This window comes from Mesorhizobium sp. ArgA1 (genome assembly GCF_053714375.1).
In genome coordinates, this window is sequence record NZ_JBSKBQ010000001.1 from 390341 (window position 1) to 407172 (window position 16832).

Genomic DNA, 16832 nt, shown 5'->3' on the forward strand with positions numbered 1-16832 from the left:
GCGTCGGCGCCCTCTCACAACGCCAGTTGTTGGCGACGCCAATCGGCGCAAGCCCCTTTCTCCCCGTCACTATACGGGGAGAAATGCCCGGCAGGGCAATGAGGGGCGGCGCCAACGCTCGGGCAGGATGACGAAGTGGACGATCGGCATGACATCAAAACGGCAATGCGAGCGATCTCTCAATCCTAATGCGCCGCCGCCACATCCCTGAGGTGCATCTCGTGCATGTTCAGCACCTCCAGCGTCTTCTTGGCGAATTCCTTCAGCGCCGGGTCGTCGCCGGACCGGGCATAGGTGGAAAACATCGCCACCGCCTGCTTGTGCGCCTCGGTCTGCAAGGTGATGTACTTGGCCTGGAAGGCCTCGCCATCCAGCGCCTTGAGCTGGTCGAGCATTGCCTGGTCTTTCGGCAGCAGCGGCGGGCCTTCGGGCTTGATGGATGCCGTGGTCTGGCTCCTTTCCAGCGCCGCCTCGAAATCCTGGCCGGCCTTTGTGTGGTCCTTCACCATCAGCGCGGCGAAATCGGCCACATCGGCCGCGACGCCCTTCTTCTCGGCCAGCTTGCTGCTTTCGATCTCGAAGCGGTTGGCGCTTACAAGTGTTTTGGTGAAGGTGGCGGTGTCGACCTTGTTCTCCGACACCGCCGGCAAGGTGCTGATCGCCTGCTGGGCAAAGGCTGAAGGCGTTCCGGCCAGAAGGGCCAGCATGGCAATGGCGAGATGCGGTTTCATCGAAACGCTCCGTGAAATTGTCCTCGCAGACCCAACGCAGCAGATGCGGTGAGGTTGCCAGCCGCGTCCTATCTCCTCGCGCGAGGAGCAGCGTGATCTCTTCCTACGGGCGACGAGGCCCCAGCAGAAAGGCTGTCATCGTTGCGCTCACGCACGCCACCGCCAACAACGCAACGGCGCCCGAAGAGCTGGGCTTTCGGGGAATTGAAACAAGGTTTTCTGAAGCGGGAGCATTTTGAACCAACCCGTCCAGGTCGGACCTGCTTCCATGTCGAACGGAATAGGCGCGGGTCAACTCTGCACCGAGCAGAAAGATTTCTGATGAATAATAGACCCAGAGCAGTATGACGAGCAGCCCTCCGGCCGCACCATATGATGATGCGATCGCACTTGTGCCGATATACCAACCGATAAGCGACTTCCCCAGTGTGAACAGAGCGGCGGTCACGACAGCACCGATCCCGACATCCCGCCATTTCAAGGCGCGGTCCGGCAGGACCTTGTAGATCGCGGCAAACATCACGGAGATCAGGGAAAAGGAAATCAGGGTGTTGATCGCGCTCAGAACATATCCGCCGAACGGCAAATGAGCGCTGATCACGTTGCCCAAAGCAGAGATCGCCGCGCTCGCCACCAAAGATACCAGCAACATAAAGCCGAGAGCGGCGACCAGGCCGAGACTTGCCGCACGCGCGCGCAAGAGACGCGACAGCGAACTCCCTTTCGCTTCAACCTTCCATATTGCATTCAGGGCCTGCTGCATCTCGCCAAACACCGCGGAGGCGGTGACGAGCAAAGTCGCCACGCCGATGATGGCCGCCAGGGTCCCCGATGATTTGCTGGATGCCCCTTCGAGCGCTGTTTGAAGGAGCGCCGCGCTTTCTGCACCCATCAGCCCCGATATCTGAGCAGACAAAGCCACCTGTGCTGCGTCATGACCAAATGCGAGGCCAACTATCGCGACGACAATGATCAGAACCGGGGCCAGGGACGTGGCGGCATAAAAGGCCATCGCCGCGCCATGACTAAGGGCATTGTCGTTGACAAAGCCAGCCACGCTTTCTCGCACCAAGTCCCATACAGTTTTAAGTGTGGGTCGCACTTCGAATCCGTGAAAGGGGTCGCAAACCGTCTCCTATCAATGCAGCGGATGTTCCGATGTTCCGGCCGCCTTGAGAGAGAGCTTCACCAGCGACGTGAAGCGCAGATCAAGGACACTGAAGTCGTGCGAAAGGCCAGCAAGAGCGCGCCACCCTCAATGACAGCACGCCTCGCCATACTGCAGCTGCTCTTGCCAGTTCGGCCGGCCTTCCGGGGTAAAATCCATCAGGTTCCACAGGATCTCGCAGGTGCCGATGGAGCGCGGGTCCTGTCCCGGGTCGGTCGGCGCGAAGTCCAGCTCCGACGACCAGAAATGCCTGATGCCGTCACCATCCCTGTGAAACACGGAAAGCAGCGGAATCTGCGCGCCGTCGGCCGTCTCGGCATTATAGTCACGCTTGAAGCTGTTGCGGGCCGCCGACACCAGCAGCATGTTGCGCCAGCCGCGATCCCGGCCAAGTGTGACCAGATTTTCGAGTGCCGTCTTGGCCACGACGGCGAAGTTGAAGCCGGCCGCTTCCAGGTGGCCGACCGCGCCGTCGAACTGGTCGAGCAGCGCGGTGCAGGACGGGCAAGGCTGGTCGGGCCGCGCGAGCTTTGCCGTGCCGCCGCTGGTTGCCACGTCGCGCGTCTCCTGCGGGTGGCGCGGAAACATCATCTGGTAGAGGATCAGCGAATCCTTGCCCGGCGCAAACAGCTCCGACAGTTTTATCCGCGCCGGCCTGCCCTCCGCATCCAGCGCGTCGAAGACATAATCCTGCGGCACCAGCCCACCTGGCGGCAAAGCGCGGCGGGCAACAGCCACGGCCTCCATGGCGCGGCGCAATTCGATTTCCTTCTGCAGGAGTTTTTCGCGGGCAGTGCGATACTTCGCGGATTCGTTGGGGAAGCTGATCATAATCGTCTCCTTGGCCGTTGCGCCGGCGTCCCGGCGCGGATTGCTTTACGACCCAAGGACGAGCCAGCCCGACTGGTTCCGACATTTTTGATCCGGGAAATGGGCCCGCCTTGCCGTATTCTTCCCGTCAGCTAGATCTCTGGGGATCAGGGGGAGCACACATGGGCGAGCAAAGCACCGAAGAGATCGACCTGCGTTGCCCGCAAGTGGTGGCCGACAACGCCGCCAAGGGGTTGCGACTGCGCAAGCAATTCGGCCGCGGCGGCACCGAGATCGGCGTTGCCCGCGCTACGGAACTCAAGAACCGCGAAAAGCTGGCGCCCTCCACCATCCGCCGCATGGTCAGCTATTTCGCCCGCCACGAAGTCGACAAGCGTGGCAGGAATTACGGCAATGAAGACAATCCGTCGGCCGGCTTTATCGCCTGGCTATTGTGGGGCGGCGACGAGGGCCGCGCCTGGGCGCTCGAGCTCAAAAAGAAGATCGGCAATGCGCCTGATATTTGAGGGCGCCTGAAGGCTGGCTGTAAAACGACTGGCGGGCCCCAAACCCCCGCCTGGGACCCGCCAAGGAGCGGCTGAACACATGCCGGTGCAGCCTCTCCACATCAGCCAGTCGTCGATCCGCCATCGGTCGAAAGGCATGGATGGTAGGTAGCATCCGGTTGCGGCGGCCAATGTGAAGCAGTTCACAAATCGAAGGATTTCAACAGCCGCTTCAGCCTTCCCAAGGGACCTGGATCATGCCCAGCCGCTCGTAGAGCCTGAGCGCGGCGGCGTTCTCGACCGTGTTGGTCTTGAGGTCGACATGAGGCGCGCCTCGATCGCGAAAGGCATTGAAGGCCTGCCACATCAGCGCCTCGCCAATGCCTTTGCCGCGCGCCTCGGGGTGAACGGCGAGGTCCTTGACGAAGGCCCTCGTCCAGCACAGCGCCGCCGCCGCCAGCCGTCCCTTGGCGTCGATGACCAGGAAACACAGCGCCGGGTCGAATTCGGCATCGCCTGACATGCGCGGCCACCATTCGTCGAACGGTCCGTCGGTGCCGTCGTCGAACACCTCGGCCAAAAGCGCATGCAAGGGCTGTGCGTCGCCATGTTCGAAGCAGCGCATGGCAAAGCCGTCCGGCCAATGCGGTGCAACGATTGTCTCGTCGAGGATCTTGCGCAGCCGGATGTCGTTTGGAGCCGGCGGGCGCGGTTCAGGCATTGCGCTCAGGCGTCGGGCTGCAGCCGGCGCCGCTTGCGGTCGACTCCGAGGCCGGTCGCCTCGAGCAGGCCTTTGCGCTTGGCATCGAAATAGTAGCCGGACTGGTAGAGCCAATCGGCCTTCTTGGCGTTGCCGTCGGCACAGAGCCAAGCGCCGCGCAGATATTTGACCGCGTATTTCAGATTGGTCTCGGCGTCGAACAGGCCCTTGGCCGGCCCGTCATAGCCCATGCCGCGCGCGGTCGCGTGCTTGATCTGCATCAGGCCCCAATGGCCGTTATTGTAGGCCTTGGGGTTGTAGGTGCTCTCGCGGCTGACGACATGGCGCACAAGGTCGACCGGCACCTCGTAGAGTGCGGCGTATTTCTGGATCAGCTGGTCGATGTCACCGCGCATGCCGGTCGCATGCTCTTCTGCCGGCGCGGGGCTGAGCGGGGCGGCAGGGAACTGCACCAGGGCAGCCGGGTTCTGCGGCCCGACATAGGCCACCTGCTGCACGCCGGGCAGGGTTTTCTCGCCACCCTTGGCGGTTGCCGGCATGACAAGCTCGGCGGTCGTATATGTCTCAGCCGTGACGGACTGTCCCGCCTTGGCGGGCGCAGGCGCCTGCCAGGCGCTGGCGGCCATCACCGCAGGCATGGCTGGCGCCGCGGGCGTCGCGCCGGCAAAGGCCGCGGTCGCGGCAGCAGGCTGCGCGGCGGCATCGAGCGCTGGTGTGGCAGGTGTCACTTCGGCTGCCTGGACGGGCGCTATGCCCGAGGATTGCGGCAGCACCGAAACCGCGTCGGGCAGCGGCACGGTGAAGCCGGCATCGCTGCCCACGGCGGTCGTGGTTTCCGTCAGCGCAGGGGTAGCCTTCATCTGCGAAGTCGATTGGCAGCCGCTGAGTGCGGCGGCACCGACGATCACGCAGATCGCAATAAGGTTTAATTTTGCTGGCAAGCCGCGCGGGTCCGGTTGTCGGGTTGTTAAGAAGTCCTTACACCAGCGATTCCTGGTGAGCAATCGGGGCCATCCGGTGCTTTTCGGGTGGCGAGAGGGAGGTCCAGATGCCATATTGTTCTGCATATGTACCGGTCGGTATGCCGGTTTTCGCCACTTTGCGGAAAGGAGTGCATCATGGAAACGACATCTTCGATCACAGCCGGTCACGCAGTGTTAGAAACAGTGATCGGCTTCATGGGCATCGCCTGGAGCGAAAGGGGCCTGATCCGTCTCTGCCTGCCCGAAAAGAGCCGTGAGGCGGTGGAGCGCCGGCTGATGCGGCATGCCGGTGTTTCAGGCAATACGACCGCCAACATTGGGCAGCCGCAATGGGTCGTCGAGCTGATCGCCTCTATCAAGGCCTATGCCTCAGGCGTGGACGTCGATTTCTCCGGTGTGCCGGTCGATTTGGACGGCGTCGACGACTTCCGCCTCGCCATCTACGACGCGGCGCGAAAGCTCGGCTATGGCGAAACAACCACCTATGGCGAACTGGCCAAGCGCGCCGGCAAGCCCGGCCTGCCGCGCGAAACCGGCGCCGCGCTTGGCGCCAACCCGGTACCGCTGGTCATCCCGTGCCACCGCATCCTGGCCGCCGGCGGCAAGATCGGCGGCTTCTCCGCGCCCGGCGGCTCGGCCACCAAGGAAAAGATGCTGGCCATGGAAGGCGTGCGCGTCGGCCCGCCGCCGCCGGCGCAGGTCTCGTTCGGGTTCTGAAATTCAGAACCCCACGCGATCTGATGCATGTCGCCCAAAAGTGTGCAGCGGTTTTGGGAGAACGACATGCATCAAAACAAAGGTCTAAAGCGCGACGCGCTTTAATGCCGGCGCAGGAAGCGCCGGTGGAAATGATCGTTCTCGATCCGCTTGCACAGATAGACCGGGCAGGAATCCGCGTCGGCGCTCGGCACGTAGGCGCGTTTCCTAATCTCGCCGATGTTGCAGAACTGCTGGCTCTGCACATAGCGGTCGAAGAGCGGCAGCCCCGGCACACGCTTTGACTGGTAGCGCAGGATCACCGCGCCCTGGCGGGCGATCGTGCCCTGCACCCTGTCGCAGCTCATACGGGTGGGATCGTAGCGCGAAATCGCCTGCGCTTCGGCGGCCGCCAGCGTCAGGCAGACAGCCAGCAGAATGGTTTTCCCGACGGTTTTCATGCTTGCCTCCCAAAACCGGACTAACGCCACAGGGCGCTCCGATCTTCCCGATTGCTCAACGCTTTCATGCGATTGAGGCGGCCTTTGGGCGGCGCCACGGTGGCGCCTTTTTTCGAGCCGTCTTGTTTTTGGTGCAAAACCTGCCTATATCAGTTCCATTGATATTTCGGCCGATCGATCCGGGCCTCGCGATCTTCGCGTTTGCTGACGTCTATCTCCAAAATCTCGATACACACCGGCTGAACCTCGGTTCGGTCAAACCAAAGCAAATGCGAGGACTATTCATATGGCAACTGGTACGGTCAAGTGGTTCAATGCCACCAAGGGCTTCGGCTTCATTCAGCCTGATTCGGGCGGCGCGGACGTTTTCGTCCACATCTCCGCTGTCGAGCGCGCTGGACTGTCGACCTTGGTCGAAGGCCAGAAGATCAACTTCGAGATCGAGCAGGACCGCCGCACAGGCAAGTCGTCCGCTGGTTCTCTGAGCAAGGCAGCCTGATTTTGCGATAGCGCGCGCCGGACGAGAGTTCGGGGCGCGCGGCAAGTCACGGATGTACTGACAGTCGCGCGAGAAGCGCGCTGGAGTGGAAAGACTCGACAAGCTGGATCAGCAGATAGTTGCCAGCCCGGACTTAAAGCTCCCGATCAGGCTACCGAAAATGGGAAGGCGGGATTTATCCCGCCTTTTTGTTTGTCTGGGGTTCAGCGTCCTTCTCCCCGTTGAACGGGGAGAAGGACGAACATCAGCGCCGCAGATGCAACGGCACAACCTTGTTGTCAGCGCCCAGCAGCGCTTCGATCGACAGCGGCTGCTGGTTGAAGAGCGTACCGGCGAGCGCTGGTCGGCCGAGATGGAACCCCTGCAGCAGGTCGGCACCGCCATCCAGCGCGACGCGCAGGTGCACGGGTTTCTCGATGCCTTCGACCAGCACTCTCGCGCCACGGTCGTGCAGCGACGAGACCAGCGGCCGGAAGAAGCGCTCGGCGGCAGTGTGGCGGCAGAATTCGGCGAACCAGCCGCCGTCGATCTTGACGATATCCGGTTGAAGCAGGTTCATCCGCTCCGCGGTCGAATGGCCAGTACCGAAATCGTCGATGGCGATGCGAACGCCGTCGCGCCGCATCTCGCGCACCAGCGGGGCCAGCACATGATCGTCGGCGGCCTGTTCGGTGATTTCGCAGACCAGCAAGCCGGCATGCAAGTCGAGATCGCCGAGATGCCGGGTCATCAGCCGGATCTCGGCCAACGCCCGCCCGAGATGATCGTTGATCATCGGGTTGTAGTTGAAGAACAGATCGAGCCCGTCGACGCCGATGTTGCGGAAATTTTTCAGATGCAGCATCCGGCACATCGTCTCGACAAACAGCCGGTCGCCCGCCGCGACGCTGTCGAAGAACACGGCCGGCGCAACCGGCATGGCCGCGCGGTGCGGTTCGATCAGCGCCTCTACCGCGACCGCGGCCAGTGCGCCGCCGCGCGGCGCAAAGATCGGCTGGTAGGCGGTCTTCAGCCGGAACGCGCCATAGATGCCGTATTCGATGCCGACCTCGTCGGCGAAGATCGCTTCGCCGACATCGCGCCGCCGCTCGCGCTGCCCGGTCATGGCCCGGTCCTGCGCCCGAACACCCTGCCCGGCCGCGCTGAAGCGGTTCGGCCGGCAGGCGCCTTGACTGGCTCGGCCACCGCGACAGGTGCCTGCGCATCCATGCCGAAAACGCGAAAACTGGTCGGCGCCAGTTCCGGCTTTGCCAGCACGAAACCCTGCACCATCGAGGCGCCCGATTTCTCGGCCAGTTCAAGCTGCCAACCCTCCTCGATGCCCTCGAAAACGGTGCGGATGCCTTGCAGTTCGAAGTTCGTCACCATGGTGGTCAACAAGGCAAAGCCGGCGCCGGACTCCATCAGTTGCGTGATCCAGTGCGCATCGAATTTGACGATATCCGGCTTGAGTTCCTTGATGCGGTGGATGTCGGATTCATCGGCGCCATAGTCGTCGACGGCAATGCGGAAGCCATTGGCCCGCAGCGCCTCGACAAAGCTGTAAAGCGTTTCCTGCGACGCCGACTTCTGCTCGGTCACCTCGCACACGATGCGGCCCGGATCGATCCCGGCCTCGTACAGCACCAGGCGCATGTCGCGCAGCGCGTTGTCGGCGATGGAGCGCTCGGTGAACACCGACGGGTCGAAATTGATGAAGATCGAGGCCTCTTGCGGCAGGCAGGCGCCGGCGTTGAGCAAATGCAGCGTGCGCGTCAGCGCCTCGATATGCAGGCGGTCGCCGGCCGGACAGGTCGAGAAGAAATTCATCGGCGATTGCGGCTCGCCGTCGCGGAACGGCCGGATCAGCCCCTCGAACGCCACCACCGACAATTTGCCCTCCTTGAAGGCGAAGATCGGCTGGAAGGCGCTTTGCAGCGTATAGATACCCCAGACACCTGACGAGGTGCCGTCATCGTTATGGATTATGTGGGCAAGCCCGATGCTGCGCGACAAGGGTCCCTCGCTCCGCGAGACAGGCGAAATTGCTGGCGATCCTGCCATCAAAGGTTTTAGCGGCCGTTGATGAATTTATTCTTGCCGGGGATCCGCCGCATGGATTGCAAGGTCCCAAGCGCGGACGAAACCCGGAATACGCAGTGTTCCAAAGCCGATCTTCACAGGTCCTTGACCCCTGGCTTATCCGACAATGCTTGCACTTGGCGGGTTGATGCGACATGAGAAGCGCCGCAGCTGTTCCCTCTGCGCCGACCCCTCTGGAGATATCTGGTCATGGCCTTTCTTGCCGACGCCCTTTCCCGCGTGAAGCCTTCCGCCACCATCGCGGTGACGCAGAAAGCCCGCGAGCTGAAAAATGCCGGCCGTGACATTATCGGCCTCGGCGCCGGCGAACCGGATTTCGATACGCCCGACAACATCAAGAATGCGGCGATCGAGGCGATCCGCCGTGGCGAGACCAAATACCCGCCGGTTTCCGGCATCGTGCCGCTGCGCGAGGCGATCGCCAAAAAGTTCAAGCGCGAGAACAATCTCGACTACAAGCCCGAGCAGACCATTGTCGGCACCGGCGGCAAGCAGATCCTGTTCAACGCTTTCATGGCGACGCTGAACCCCGGCGACGAGGTCATCATCCCTCGCCCCTACTGGGTCAGCTATCCCGAAATGGTGGCGATCTGCGGCGGCACCTCGGTGTTTGCCGACACCTCGATCGAGAATGGTTTCAAATTGACTCCCGCAGTGCTGGAGAAGGCGATCACGCCGAAGACCAAATGGCTGCTGATGAACTCGCCGTCGAACCCGTCGGGCGCCGCCTATACGGAAGCGGAACTGCGCGCGCTGGCCGATGTGCTTGTGAAGCACCCGCACGTCTGGACGCTGACCGACGACATGTACGAGCACCTGACCTATGGCGACTTCGTCTTCAAGACCATCGCCGAGGTCGAGCCGACGCTTTACGAGCGCACGCTGACCATGAACGGCGTGTCGAAAGCCTATGCCATGACCGGCTGGCGCATCGGCTATGCGGCGGGTCCAGTGCAGCTGATCAAGGCGATGGACATGATCCAGGGCCAGCAGACGTCCGGCGCCTGCACCATCGCACAGTGGGCTTCCGTCGAGGCGCTCAATGGCCCGCAGGATTTTGTCGCCAGGAACAAGGCGATCTTTCAGGGGAGGCGCGACCTCGTCGTGTCGATGCTCAACCAGGCCCGCGGCATCACCTGCCCCTCGCCGGAAGGCGCTTTCTATGTCTATCCGTCCTGCGCCCAGCTGATCGGCAAGAAGACCAAGGCCGGCAAGGTCATCGACACCGACGAGGCCTTCTGCTCCGAACTTCTCGAGGCCGAGGGTGTCGCGGTGGTGTTCGGCTCGGCCTTCGGCCTCGGCCCTAACTTCCGCATCTCCTACGCGACGTCGGAGACGTTGCTGGAAGAAGCCTGCACACGCATCCAGCGCTTCACCGCATCGCTGACCTGATTAGGACAGCCTGAAGACACAAAAACCCGGCGTCATCGCCGGGTTTTCTGTTGGCGCCTCATGCCTCCTGCTCCGGCATGGGCGGTGGCGAAGGGTTCGTGCATTCCGGTTTCGCCCGCCAAGCGTTCAGCCGCCATATTGTTCAGGGGTTACCGCTTCCATCCAATCGGCATGGACGCCGTCCAGCGCCTCCTGCATGGCGACATGGGTCATCGTCGTTTTCGGACCTGCGCCGTGCCAGTGCTTCTCACCGGGCTCGAACGAGATGACGTCGCCTGCCTTGATCTCCTGGATCGGCCCGCCCCATGTCTGCGCAAGTCCGGCGCCCGCAGTGACATAGAGTGTCTGGCCGAGCGGATGCGTGTGCCAGTGGGTGCGCGCGCCGGGCTCGAAGCTGACCAGGGTGGCGCGCAGCCGCGCCGGCGCTTCCTTCTCGATGATCGGCGTCTGCAACACACGGCCGGTGAAATATTTGTCGGGGGCGATGATGGTTGGCACGCTGCCGCAGGCAATGATCTTCATCTGGCGATCCTCAATCCGGCAAACCTTGCCCCTGCTGCCTACCACCCCAGCCGCGGCCAGAACAGACCTGCGCGACCGCGATAGGCCTGATAGTCGCCGGCCAGCGGCGTGCGCGAAAACTTCTTCTCTTCGCCGAGCGCCGCAAACACATACATGATGACAATTCCGGCGACCGGTACCACCGCCCAGATCGACCAGGTCGCGATCCCCCATCCGATCCAGAAGATGATGTAGGACGTATAGAACGGGTGGCGGACATAGCCGTAGGGGCCGTCGGTCAGCAGGCTGTGCGGATCGTTGGGCGCGAAGGCGAAGCGCAGCCGCGCCTTGCGCGACGTGGCAATCGCCCACCAGAACAGGGCAGAGCTTGCCAGTTCGACGGCGAGCCCGGTGAGCTTTGCCGAAACCGGCTGCGATTGGATCCACAGTAGGGCCAGAAAGAACAGCGCCGTGGCGATCACAGCCGCCGATACCACCATCGCCCCTGTGGACATGGCTGGCAAATGGAAATGCGCCCGCATCGACCAGACATACTGGCCAAGCGTCGCGATGCTGCAGATCGAGACAAGAAGATCGAGGACTGGTTCCATTGTCGAGATTCCGCGGTGGTTGCCCTGGACCCGGCAGTCAAGCCGGCGGTCGATTTCTAGCAATCCTTTCTTAACCACATGTTTAAAGAACATATAGATCCCCCCATGCGATGTTGGCCTTCAGGCAAATCTGAAGGTCTAATCCAGCATGAGCGTCACTGACCGCACCATCCGCACGCCGCAGGCCGATTTGCGCCTCAGCCAGTCGTCGGGATCCGGCATGCCCATCGTCATGATCCATGGCTCAGGCAGTTCGCGCGCCGTGTTTGCCCGTCAGTTCGACAGTCCGCTCGCCGATGCCCACCGGCTGATCGCCTTCGACCTTCCCGGCCATGGCGAGTCCTCCGATGCCCGCGACCCGGCAACCGCCTATACGATTACCGGTCTCGCGCAGACGACGGCCCGCCTTCTCGATTTGCTGGGCATTGACCGTGCCATCATCTTCGGCTGGTCGCTCGGCGGCCATGTGGCGATCGAGCTTGCCAGCTTCCATCATGCTGTCGGCGGCCTGGTGCTGACCGGAGCACCGCCGGTGTCGAGAGGACCGCTCGGCATGCTGCGCGGCTTTCACGCAAACTGGGACATGCTGCTCACCTCCAAGAAGGTCTACTCGGAACGCGACATCGAGCGCTTTGAGGCGCTTTGCTTCGGCGACACCGCAAGTCCGTCTTTCCGCGAAGCCATAAGGCGCACCGACGGCAGGCTTCGCGCAGGCGTGGCGCGCAGCATGTTTGCCGGCAAGGGCGCCGACCAGAAACAGGTGGTCGAACACGCCTCATTTCCCGTCGCGGTGATCAATGGCGAGCATGACCCGCTGGTGCGGCTGAGCTACTTCGAGACGGTGGCCTACGCCTCGCTATGGGAGCAGTGCCATGTCATCCCGGACGCCGGCCATGCACCTTTCTGGGAACAGCCGGAGCGGTTCAACCCGCTTCTGTCGCGCTTTGCCGAGACAGTGGTGAAGCAGAGCGCGGCCAGGCCGGCGAGCCGCACCCAGGCCCGCTGAAAATCTCCCGACGGTTCTGATCCCGGCTCTCGCTGGTCCGCCTGACTACCGCGCATTTCTATTTTCCTTGCCCTGCCGGCTAACCCGTGGGACGATGGGTTTGGGCAGGAGGCTAAACGAAAATAACCCGCCCGCGACGGTCGAACAGGCCGGCCGCCGCTCACGACAGGGTGCGATCGGCGCAAAACCGTTTCCACTTTTGCTGATCGCAACCCAGGGGCAAACGCCTGAGTGGAGGTCAGCCATGGGTACTCGCGCCGGAGGACGACGCACGGGACCGAAATGCATTGCCATAGTCGGTCCCTTTGCAAGCGGTAAGACGACACTTCTCGAAGCCATCCTCGCCCGTACAGGCGCCATACCCCGCCAAAATCCCGTTTCATCGGGAAGCACCGTTTCCGATCATTCGCCCGAGGCTCGGGCGCATGCCATGAGCGTCGAGGCGACCTTTGCCACCACCGAATTCATGGGCGAGCAACTCACCTTCGTCGACTGTCCCGGATCGATCGAATTCTCCTTCGAGGCCGAACCGGTGCTGGCCGCCTGCGACATCGCCGTGGTCGTCGCCGAGGCCGATGAGAAGAAGATCCCCGCCTTGCAGCTCATCATGCGCAAGCTCGACGATCTCGGCGTGCCGCGCATCCTGTTCCTCAACAAGGTCGACAAGGCGATCGCCGGTGTGCGCGACACGCTGAAGATGCTGCAGCCGACGAGCGCGGCGCCACTGCTGCTGCGCCAGATTCCGCTGCGCAAGGACAACGTGGTCATCGGTTCGATCGACCTTGCGCTGGAGCGCGCCTACATCTACCGCGAATATGCCGAAAGCCAGGTCGCCGAAATACCGGGCGACGAAAAGGCGCGCGAACTGGAAGCCCGCTTCTCCATGCTTGAGACCCTTGCCGATCATGACGATCAGTTGATGGAGCAGCTGCTGGAGGAGATCGAGCCGCCGAAGGACGCGGTGTTCGACGATCTCTCCGCCGACCTGCGCGCCGGCGCCATAACCCCGGTGCTGATCGGCACCGCTGAAAAGGGCAATGGCGTGCTGCGCCTGTTGAAGGCGATCCGCCATGACGCACCGGATGTCGAGGCCACCCGAAAACGGCTCGGTGTCCCCGACGGCAATCAGACCGTCGTCCAGGTGATGAAGACCATCCACACCGCGCATGGCGGCAAGCTGTCGGTGTCGCGCGTGCTCTCCGGCCAGATCGCCGATGCCGCCGAGCTCTATTTGTCGAACGGCGAGACGGCAAAGGTCTCCGGCATCTACAGGATGCTCGGCAAGGACCAGTCCAAGCTCACGTCGGCCAAGGCCGGCGACACGGTGGCTCTAGGCAAGCTGGACGAGGTCAAGACCGGCCAGACGTTGAGCTCCACCAAGGGGGGCATCAAGCCGCTGGTCACGCTCGCAGCGCCGCAACCCGTCTTTGCTTTCGCCCTGCGGCCGAAGGAGCGCAAGGACGAGGTCAAGATGTCGGCCGCCATCCAGCGTCTGGCCGAGGAAGATCCCTCGCTCAGCCTGCGCCACAACCAGGACTCGGCAGAGACCGTGCTATCAGGCCACGGCGAGATGCATCTGCGGGTCGTGCGCGAGCGGCTGGAAGGCAAGAACCAGATCCCGGTCGAAGGCCATGCCCCTGCCGTCCCCTACCGGGAGACCATCCGCAAGACGGTGCAGCAGCGCGGCCGTCACAAGAAGCAGTCCGGCGGCCATGGCCAGTTCGGTGATGTGGTGATCGAGATCAAGCCGCTGCCGCGCGGCTCCGGCTTCCAGTTCTCGGACACCATAACCGGCGGCGTCGTGCCCAAGACCTATATTCAGTCGGTCGAGACCGGCGTGCGCGACTATCTCAAATCCGGCCCGCTCGGCTTCCCTGTGGTCGATGTCGCTGTCAACCTCTCCGATGGCTCTTACCATGCCGTCGATTCCTCCGACATGGCCTTCCAGATGGCGGCCAAGCTGGCGATGAAGGAAGGCATGGCGGCCTGTTCGCCTGTGCTGCTCGAACCGGTGATGAAGGTCGAGATTGTCACCCCGTCCGAAGCCACGTCGAAGATCATTGCGCTGATCCCGCAAAGGCGCGGCCAGATCCTCGGCTATGACGCGCGGCCTGACTGGCCGGGATGGGATGTCGTCGAGGCGACCATGCCGCAGGCCGAGATCGGCGATCTGATCATCGAACTGCGCTCGGCGACCGCCGGCGTCGCCAGCTATCGCTGTGCCTTCGATCATATGGCGGAGCTTACCGGACGGTTGGCCGACGAGGCGATGAACGCCAACGGCAAGGCCGCGTAGAACAATGAGCTAGAGCGGTTCAGCGTTTCAGTGAAACGGTGAACTGCTCTGAAGGCCGCGTGTGATTCGCACAAAAAACGGCGTCCGGATGATCCCGACGCCGTTTTTTGTGCGGACCGTCTTCTTGGGAGGAAAACGGCAGGTCCGCCGCATGTATCCGCCGCGCCATACGGCACTGGCAGAAGAATAGGTTCGGACGCGGTAGCCGCCTGAGCCCGGATCTTCCGAGTGATGCCCCCATCTCCCGGACGAACCACACCGCGTCCTATGATCTACTTAAACGATGAATCGCGCCTGCGACAGGTTACCCGAGGTTACATGTCACTGTTACGCGGCAATTCTGATCGGTTTTTTCGCCGGCTGCGGCAGGCCTTTAAAACAAAAAAGCCGGATCAACGAAGATCCGGCTGAGTTTGATTGGAAGTGCCTGTTAAGGCTAACCTCCAGAGGGGAACACTCGAGGGCGCTAATGGGAGGAGAACGCGCCCAGGAGATGATCTATATATGTGCTGATCATGCCCAAGAAACAAGCATCTATTTTGCAACACACGCATGCAAAAAGGCGCAGGCTGTGGTCTAACCCATTTCAGAGGCCGATAGGACCAGAAAAAGACTTCAAATGGCCTGTGCGACCGGCCTATTGCCGTCACAAAACCATCATGGCCCTGATTTTCGCGCCGAAATGCAAAAATGCCAAATGACACGGAATCAGGCAGAGCGCGTTTATTTTTGCGGCACCGGTCAGAATCGGAACGCCCGGCCACGGCAAAGGAGACCAGAAATGCGGACACCGCAGGCGATCGCCGGCAGCGCGGTCTTCTTCATCGCAGCGCCTTGCGTCGTCGCCGGTGTGGTGCCCTGGCTGCTGACGGACCACTACCGTCTGCCGCTGTCGACGGTACTCGGCTTGGTCCCTGTTGGCGGAATCCTGATCGTCGCAGCCCTCGCCCTGCTCATCCATTCCTTCGCCCGATTCGCGCTCGAAGGGCTTGGCACGCCGGCACCTGTCGCGCCCACGGAAAAGCTGGTGATCGGCGGCGTCTACCGCCATGTTCGCAACCCGATGTATGTCGCCGTGCTGTCGATCATCGTCGGCCAGGCGCTACTGTTTTCGAGTTGGACCGTCGTTGCCTATGCCGCTATCGGCGCGGTCGTCATGAGCTCCTTCGTCAAGTTTTACGAAGAGCCGACGCTCGCCAGCCGCTACGGCGCCGAATACGAGACCTACCGCCGCAACGTCCCCGGCTGGCTGCCGCGGCTGACGCCGTGGCGGGGATAATTGAGCGCCAGGGGCATGTTGAGATTCAGGTCAGGCTGAGCCGAGAATGGTGGCATCCGAGAACCGGAGCGGAGCGTACTCAAGTACGTGAGCACCGGAAGCGCAGGACGCCATCATTCGCAGGCCGGCCTCACCTGAATATCGACGTGCCCCTAGAACGACCAGCTGCGTGCTTTCGCGATGATGAAATCGCGGAACACGTGCAGCTTGGCCTGGTTCTTCATCGCATCGGGATAGGCGAAATAGGTGTCGAAGGACGGCACCTCGGTCTCTGGCAAAAGCTGCACCAGATCGGAGTCCTTGGAGATCACATAATCGGGCAGCATGGCGATGCCGGCGCCGCCCTGCACGGCGCGCTTGATCGACAAGATGTCGTTGATCTGCAGTGTCGGAACCCTTTGCCCGCCTTCGAAATCGCCGATCGTCTCCAGCCAGTTCAGTTCCGACAGATGCGACGGCACCGGCACGCCGAAGGTGACGATTCGATGGTTCTTCAGATCGGCGACCGAGGTCGGCCTGCCGTGTTTGCCGACATAGGCCGGGGAGGCATAGAGGTGGAAATGTACGGTGAACAGACGGCGCTGGATCAGATCGGGCTGCTGCGGCTGGCGCAGCCGGATCGCGCAATCGGCCTGGCGCATGGTGAGGTCGAGCTCCTCATTGGCGAGGATCAACTGCAGGCTGATTTCGGGATAGAGTTCAATGAATTCCTGCACCCGCTCCGTCAGCCAGCCGGCGCCAAGCCCGACAGTGGTCGTCACCCTGAGCACGCCGGACGGCCGGTCCTTGGCCTCGGTCAGCCGCGACTTGATGGTCTCAAGCTTCATCAGCACGTCATGCGCAGTGCGGAACAGCATCTCGCCCTGCTCGGTCAGCACCAGGCCGCGGGCATGGCGGTTGAACAGCGGCACGCCGACATCATGTTCGAGCGCACTGACCTGGCGTGAAATCGCCGATTGCGACAGATGCAATGTCTCGGCGGCATGGGTGAACGACCCAGCCTCCGCCGCAGCGTGAAACACGCGAAGTTTGTCCCAGTCCAACGCCATTGAGTTCCCCTCGTTCTGTTTTTGGCGTCTGAATGAAAAAT

Annotated in this window: 18 protein-coding genes; 7 read left to right on the forward strand and 11 right to left on the reverse strand. The window is 62.3% G+C overall.

Going from position 1 to position 16832, the window contains the following annotated elements:
• Positions 1-185: 185 nt before the first annotated feature.
• From ACWGTI_RS01755 to ACWGTI_RS01765, 3 genes are all read right to left on the reverse strand, one after another.
• On the reverse strand, positions 186-731 hold the full coding sequence (locus ACWGTI_RS01755) for a DUF4142 domain-containing protein (protein ID WP_454585527.1): 546 nt from the start codon (positions 729-731) through the stop codon (positions 186-188).
• Between the two features lie 103 nt (positions 732-834).
• Complete coding sequence (locus ACWGTI_RS01760; protein WP_454585528.1) at positions 835-1788, reverse strand: YihY/virulence factor BrkB family protein; 954 nt, start codon at positions 1786-1788, stop codon at positions 835-837.
• Positions 1789-1986: 198 nt separating this feature from the next.
• Positions 1987-2730, reverse strand: coding sequence for a DUF899 family protein (locus ACWGTI_RS01765; RefSeq protein ID WP_454585529.1), 744 nt, complete (start codon positions 2728-2730; stop codon positions 1987-1989).
• A 161-nt stretch (positions 2731-2891) separates the two neighbouring features.
• Between ACWGTI_RS01765 and ACWGTI_RS01770 the strand changes: the two genes are divergently transcribed.
• Positions 2892-3236: a hypothetical protein gene (locus tag ACWGTI_RS01770; protein WP_454585530.1), complete on the forward strand. Its 345-nt coding sequence runs from the start codon at positions 2892-2894 to the stop codon at positions 3234-3236.
• A 211-nt stretch (positions 3237-3447) separates the two neighbouring features.
• Here ACWGTI_RS01770 and ACWGTI_RS01775 read toward each other — a convergent pair whose 3' ends face one another.
• Entirely contained in the window at positions 3448-3936 is a 489-nt protein-coding gene (locus ACWGTI_RS01775) for a GNAT family N-acetyltransferase (protein WP_454585531.1), read from the reverse strand.
• A gap of 5 nt (positions 3937-3941) precedes the next feature.
• A complete protein-coding gene (locus ACWGTI_RS01780) occupies positions 3942-4877 on the reverse strand; it encodes a transglycosylase SLT domain-containing protein (protein WP_454585532.1) in 936 nt (311 codons plus the stop codon).
• A 177-nt stretch (positions 4878-5054) separates the two neighbouring features.
• On the opposite strand from ACWGTI_RS01780, the gene ACWGTI_RS01785 reads away from it, so the two are divergent.
• Positions 5055-5636, forward strand: a complete 582-nt coding sequence (locus ACWGTI_RS01785) for a methylated-DNA--[protein]-cysteine S-methyltransferase (RefSeq protein WP_454585533.1) — start codon at positions 5055-5057, stop codon at positions 5634-5636.
• Positions 5637-5737: 101 nt separating this feature from the next.
• On the opposite strand, the gene ACWGTI_RS01790 is transcribed toward ACWGTI_RS01785, so the two are convergent.
• Positions 5738-6076 (reverse strand): hypothetical protein, encoded by a 339-nt coding sequence (locus tag ACWGTI_RS01790; RefSeq protein ID WP_454585534.1) that lies wholly within the window; start codon positions 6074-6076, stop codon positions 5738-5740.
• A 286-nt stretch (positions 6077-6362) separates the two neighbouring features.
• Between ACWGTI_RS01790 and ACWGTI_RS01795 the strand changes: the two genes are divergently transcribed.
• Entirely contained in the window at positions 6363-6575 is a 213-nt protein-coding gene (locus tag ACWGTI_RS01795) for a cold-shock protein (protein ID WP_015316174.1), read from the forward strand.
• A 244-nt stretch (positions 6576-6819) separates the two neighbouring features.
• On the opposite strand, the gene ACWGTI_RS01800 is transcribed toward ACWGTI_RS01795, so the two are convergent.
• Both ACWGTI_RS01800 and ACWGTI_RS01805 read right to left on the reverse strand, forming a co-directional pair.
• Entirely contained in the window at positions 6820-7680 is an 861-nt protein-coding gene (locus ACWGTI_RS01800) for an EAL domain-containing protein (RefSeq protein WP_454585535.1), read from the reverse strand.
• Complete coding sequence (locus tag ACWGTI_RS01805; RefSeq protein WP_454585536.1) at positions 7677-8570, reverse strand: EAL domain-containing protein; 894 nt, start codon at positions 8568-8570, stop codon at positions 7677-7679. The genes ACWGTI_RS01800 and ACWGTI_RS01805 overlap by 4 nt, the downstream gene beginning before the upstream one ends.
• A gap of 276 nt (positions 8571-8846) precedes the next feature.
• Here ACWGTI_RS01805 and ACWGTI_RS01810 point away from each other — a divergent pair, with 276 nt between their 5' ends.
• Positions 8847-10049, forward strand: a complete 1203-nt coding sequence (locus ACWGTI_RS01810) for a pyridoxal phosphate-dependent aminotransferase (RefSeq protein ID WP_454585537.1) — start codon at positions 8847-8849, stop codon at positions 10047-10049.
• A 126-nt stretch (positions 10050-10175) separates the two neighbouring features.
• Here ACWGTI_RS01810 and ACWGTI_RS01815 read toward each other — a convergent pair whose 3' ends face one another.
• Both ACWGTI_RS01815 and ACWGTI_RS01820 read right to left on the reverse strand, forming a co-directional pair.
• Positions 10176-10571, reverse strand: a complete 396-nt coding sequence (locus ACWGTI_RS01815; protein WP_454585538.1) for a (R)-mandelonitrile lyase — start codon at positions 10569-10571, stop codon at positions 10176-10178.
• 38 nt (positions 10572-10609) lie between these two features.
• The gene (locus ACWGTI_RS01820) at positions 10610-11161 is read right to left on the reverse strand and encodes a methyltransferase family protein (RefSeq protein ID WP_454585539.1); all 552 of its coding nucleotides are present in this window, start codon (positions 11159-11161) and stop codon (positions 10610-10612) included.
• Between the two features lie 148 nt (positions 11162-11309).
• Between ACWGTI_RS01820 and ACWGTI_RS01825 the strand changes: the two genes are divergently transcribed.
• From ACWGTI_RS01825 to ACWGTI_RS01835, 3 genes are all read left to right on the forward strand, one after another.
• Complete coding sequence (locus ACWGTI_RS01825; protein WP_454585540.1) at positions 11310-12167, forward strand: alpha/beta fold hydrolase; 858 nt, start codon at positions 11310-11312, stop codon at positions 12165-12167.
• A 244-nt stretch (positions 12168-12411) separates the two neighbouring features.
• Positions 12412-14463 (forward strand): elongation factor G, encoded by a 2052-nt coding sequence (locus ACWGTI_RS01830; protein ID WP_454585541.1) that lies wholly within the window; start codon positions 12412-12414, stop codon positions 14461-14463.
• Between the two features lie 781 nt (positions 14464-15244).
• The gene (locus tag ACWGTI_RS01835; protein WP_454585542.1) at positions 15245-15742 is read left to right on the forward strand and encodes a methyltransferase family protein; all 498 of its coding nucleotides are present in this window, start codon (positions 15245-15247) and stop codon (positions 15740-15742) included.
• A gap of 152 nt (positions 15743-15894) precedes the next feature.
• Here ACWGTI_RS01835 and ACWGTI_RS01840 read toward each other — a convergent pair whose 3' ends face one another.
• Positions 15895-16791 carry a LysR family transcriptional regulator gene (locus ACWGTI_RS01840; protein WP_454585543.1) on the reverse strand — a complete coding sequence of 299 codons (897 nt, stop codon included), beginning with the start codon at positions 16789-16791 and terminating at the stop codon, positions 15895-15897.
• Positions 16792-16832 lie beyond the last annotated feature (41 nt).

Coding starts and splice junctions, on each gene's coding strand:
- ACWGTI_RS01810 (WP_454585537.1), top strand. CDS start 8,847: ATGGCCTTTCTTGCCGACGCCCTTTCCCGCGTGAAGCCTTCCGCCACC.
- ACWGTI_RS01775 (WP_454585531.1), bottom strand. CDS start 3,936: ATGCCTGAACCGCGCCCGCCGGCTCCAAACGACATCCGGCTGCGCAAG.
- ACWGTI_RS01790 (WP_454585534.1), bottom strand. CDS start 6,076: ATGAAAACCGTCGGGAAAACCATTCTGCTGGCTGTCTGCCTGACGCTG.
- ACWGTI_RS01795 (WP_015316174.1), top strand. CDS start 6,363: ATGGCAACTGGTACGGTCAAGTGGTTCAATGCCACCAAGGGCTTCGGC.
- ACWGTI_RS01820 (WP_454585539.1), bottom strand. CDS start 11,161: ATGGAACCAGTCCTCGATCTTCTTGTCTCGATCTGCAGCATCGCGACG.
- ACWGTI_RS01830 (WP_454585541.1), top strand. CDS start 12,412: ATGGGTACTCGCGCCGGAGGACGACGCACGGGACCGAAATGCATTGCC.
- ACWGTI_RS01840 (WP_454585543.1), bottom strand. CDS start 16,791: ATGGCGTTGGACTGGGACAAACTTCGCGTGTTTCACGCTGCGGCGGAG.
- ACWGTI_RS01770 (WP_454585530.1), top strand. CDS start 2,892: ATGGGCGAGCAAAGCACCGAAGAGATCGACCTGCGTTGCCCGCAAGTG.
- ACWGTI_RS01825 (WP_454585540.1), top strand. CDS start 11,310: ATGAGCGTCACTGACCGCACCATCCGCACGCCGCAGGCCGATTTGCGC.
- ACWGTI_RS01835 (WP_454585542.1), top strand. CDS start 15,245: ATGCGGACACCGCAGGCGATCGCCGGCAGCGCGGTCTTCTTCATCGCA.
- ACWGTI_RS01815 (WP_454585538.1), bottom strand. CDS start 10,571: ATGAAGATCATTGCCTGCGGCAGCGTGCCAACCATCATCGCCCCCGAC.
- ACWGTI_RS01755 (WP_454585527.1), bottom strand. CDS start 731: ATGAAACCGCATCTCGCCATTGCCATGCTGGCCCTTCTGGCCGGAACG.
- ACWGTI_RS01800 (WP_454585535.1), bottom strand. CDS start 7,680: ATGACCGGGCAGCGCGAGCGGCGGCGCGATGTCGGCGAAGCGATCTTC.
- ACWGTI_RS01785 (WP_454585533.1), top strand. CDS start 5,055: ATGGAAACGACATCTTCGATCACAGCCGGTCACGCAGTGTTAGAAACA.
- ACWGTI_RS01765 (WP_454585529.1), bottom strand. CDS start 2,730: ATGATCAGCTTCCCCAACGAATCCGCGAAGTATCGCACTGCCCGCGAA.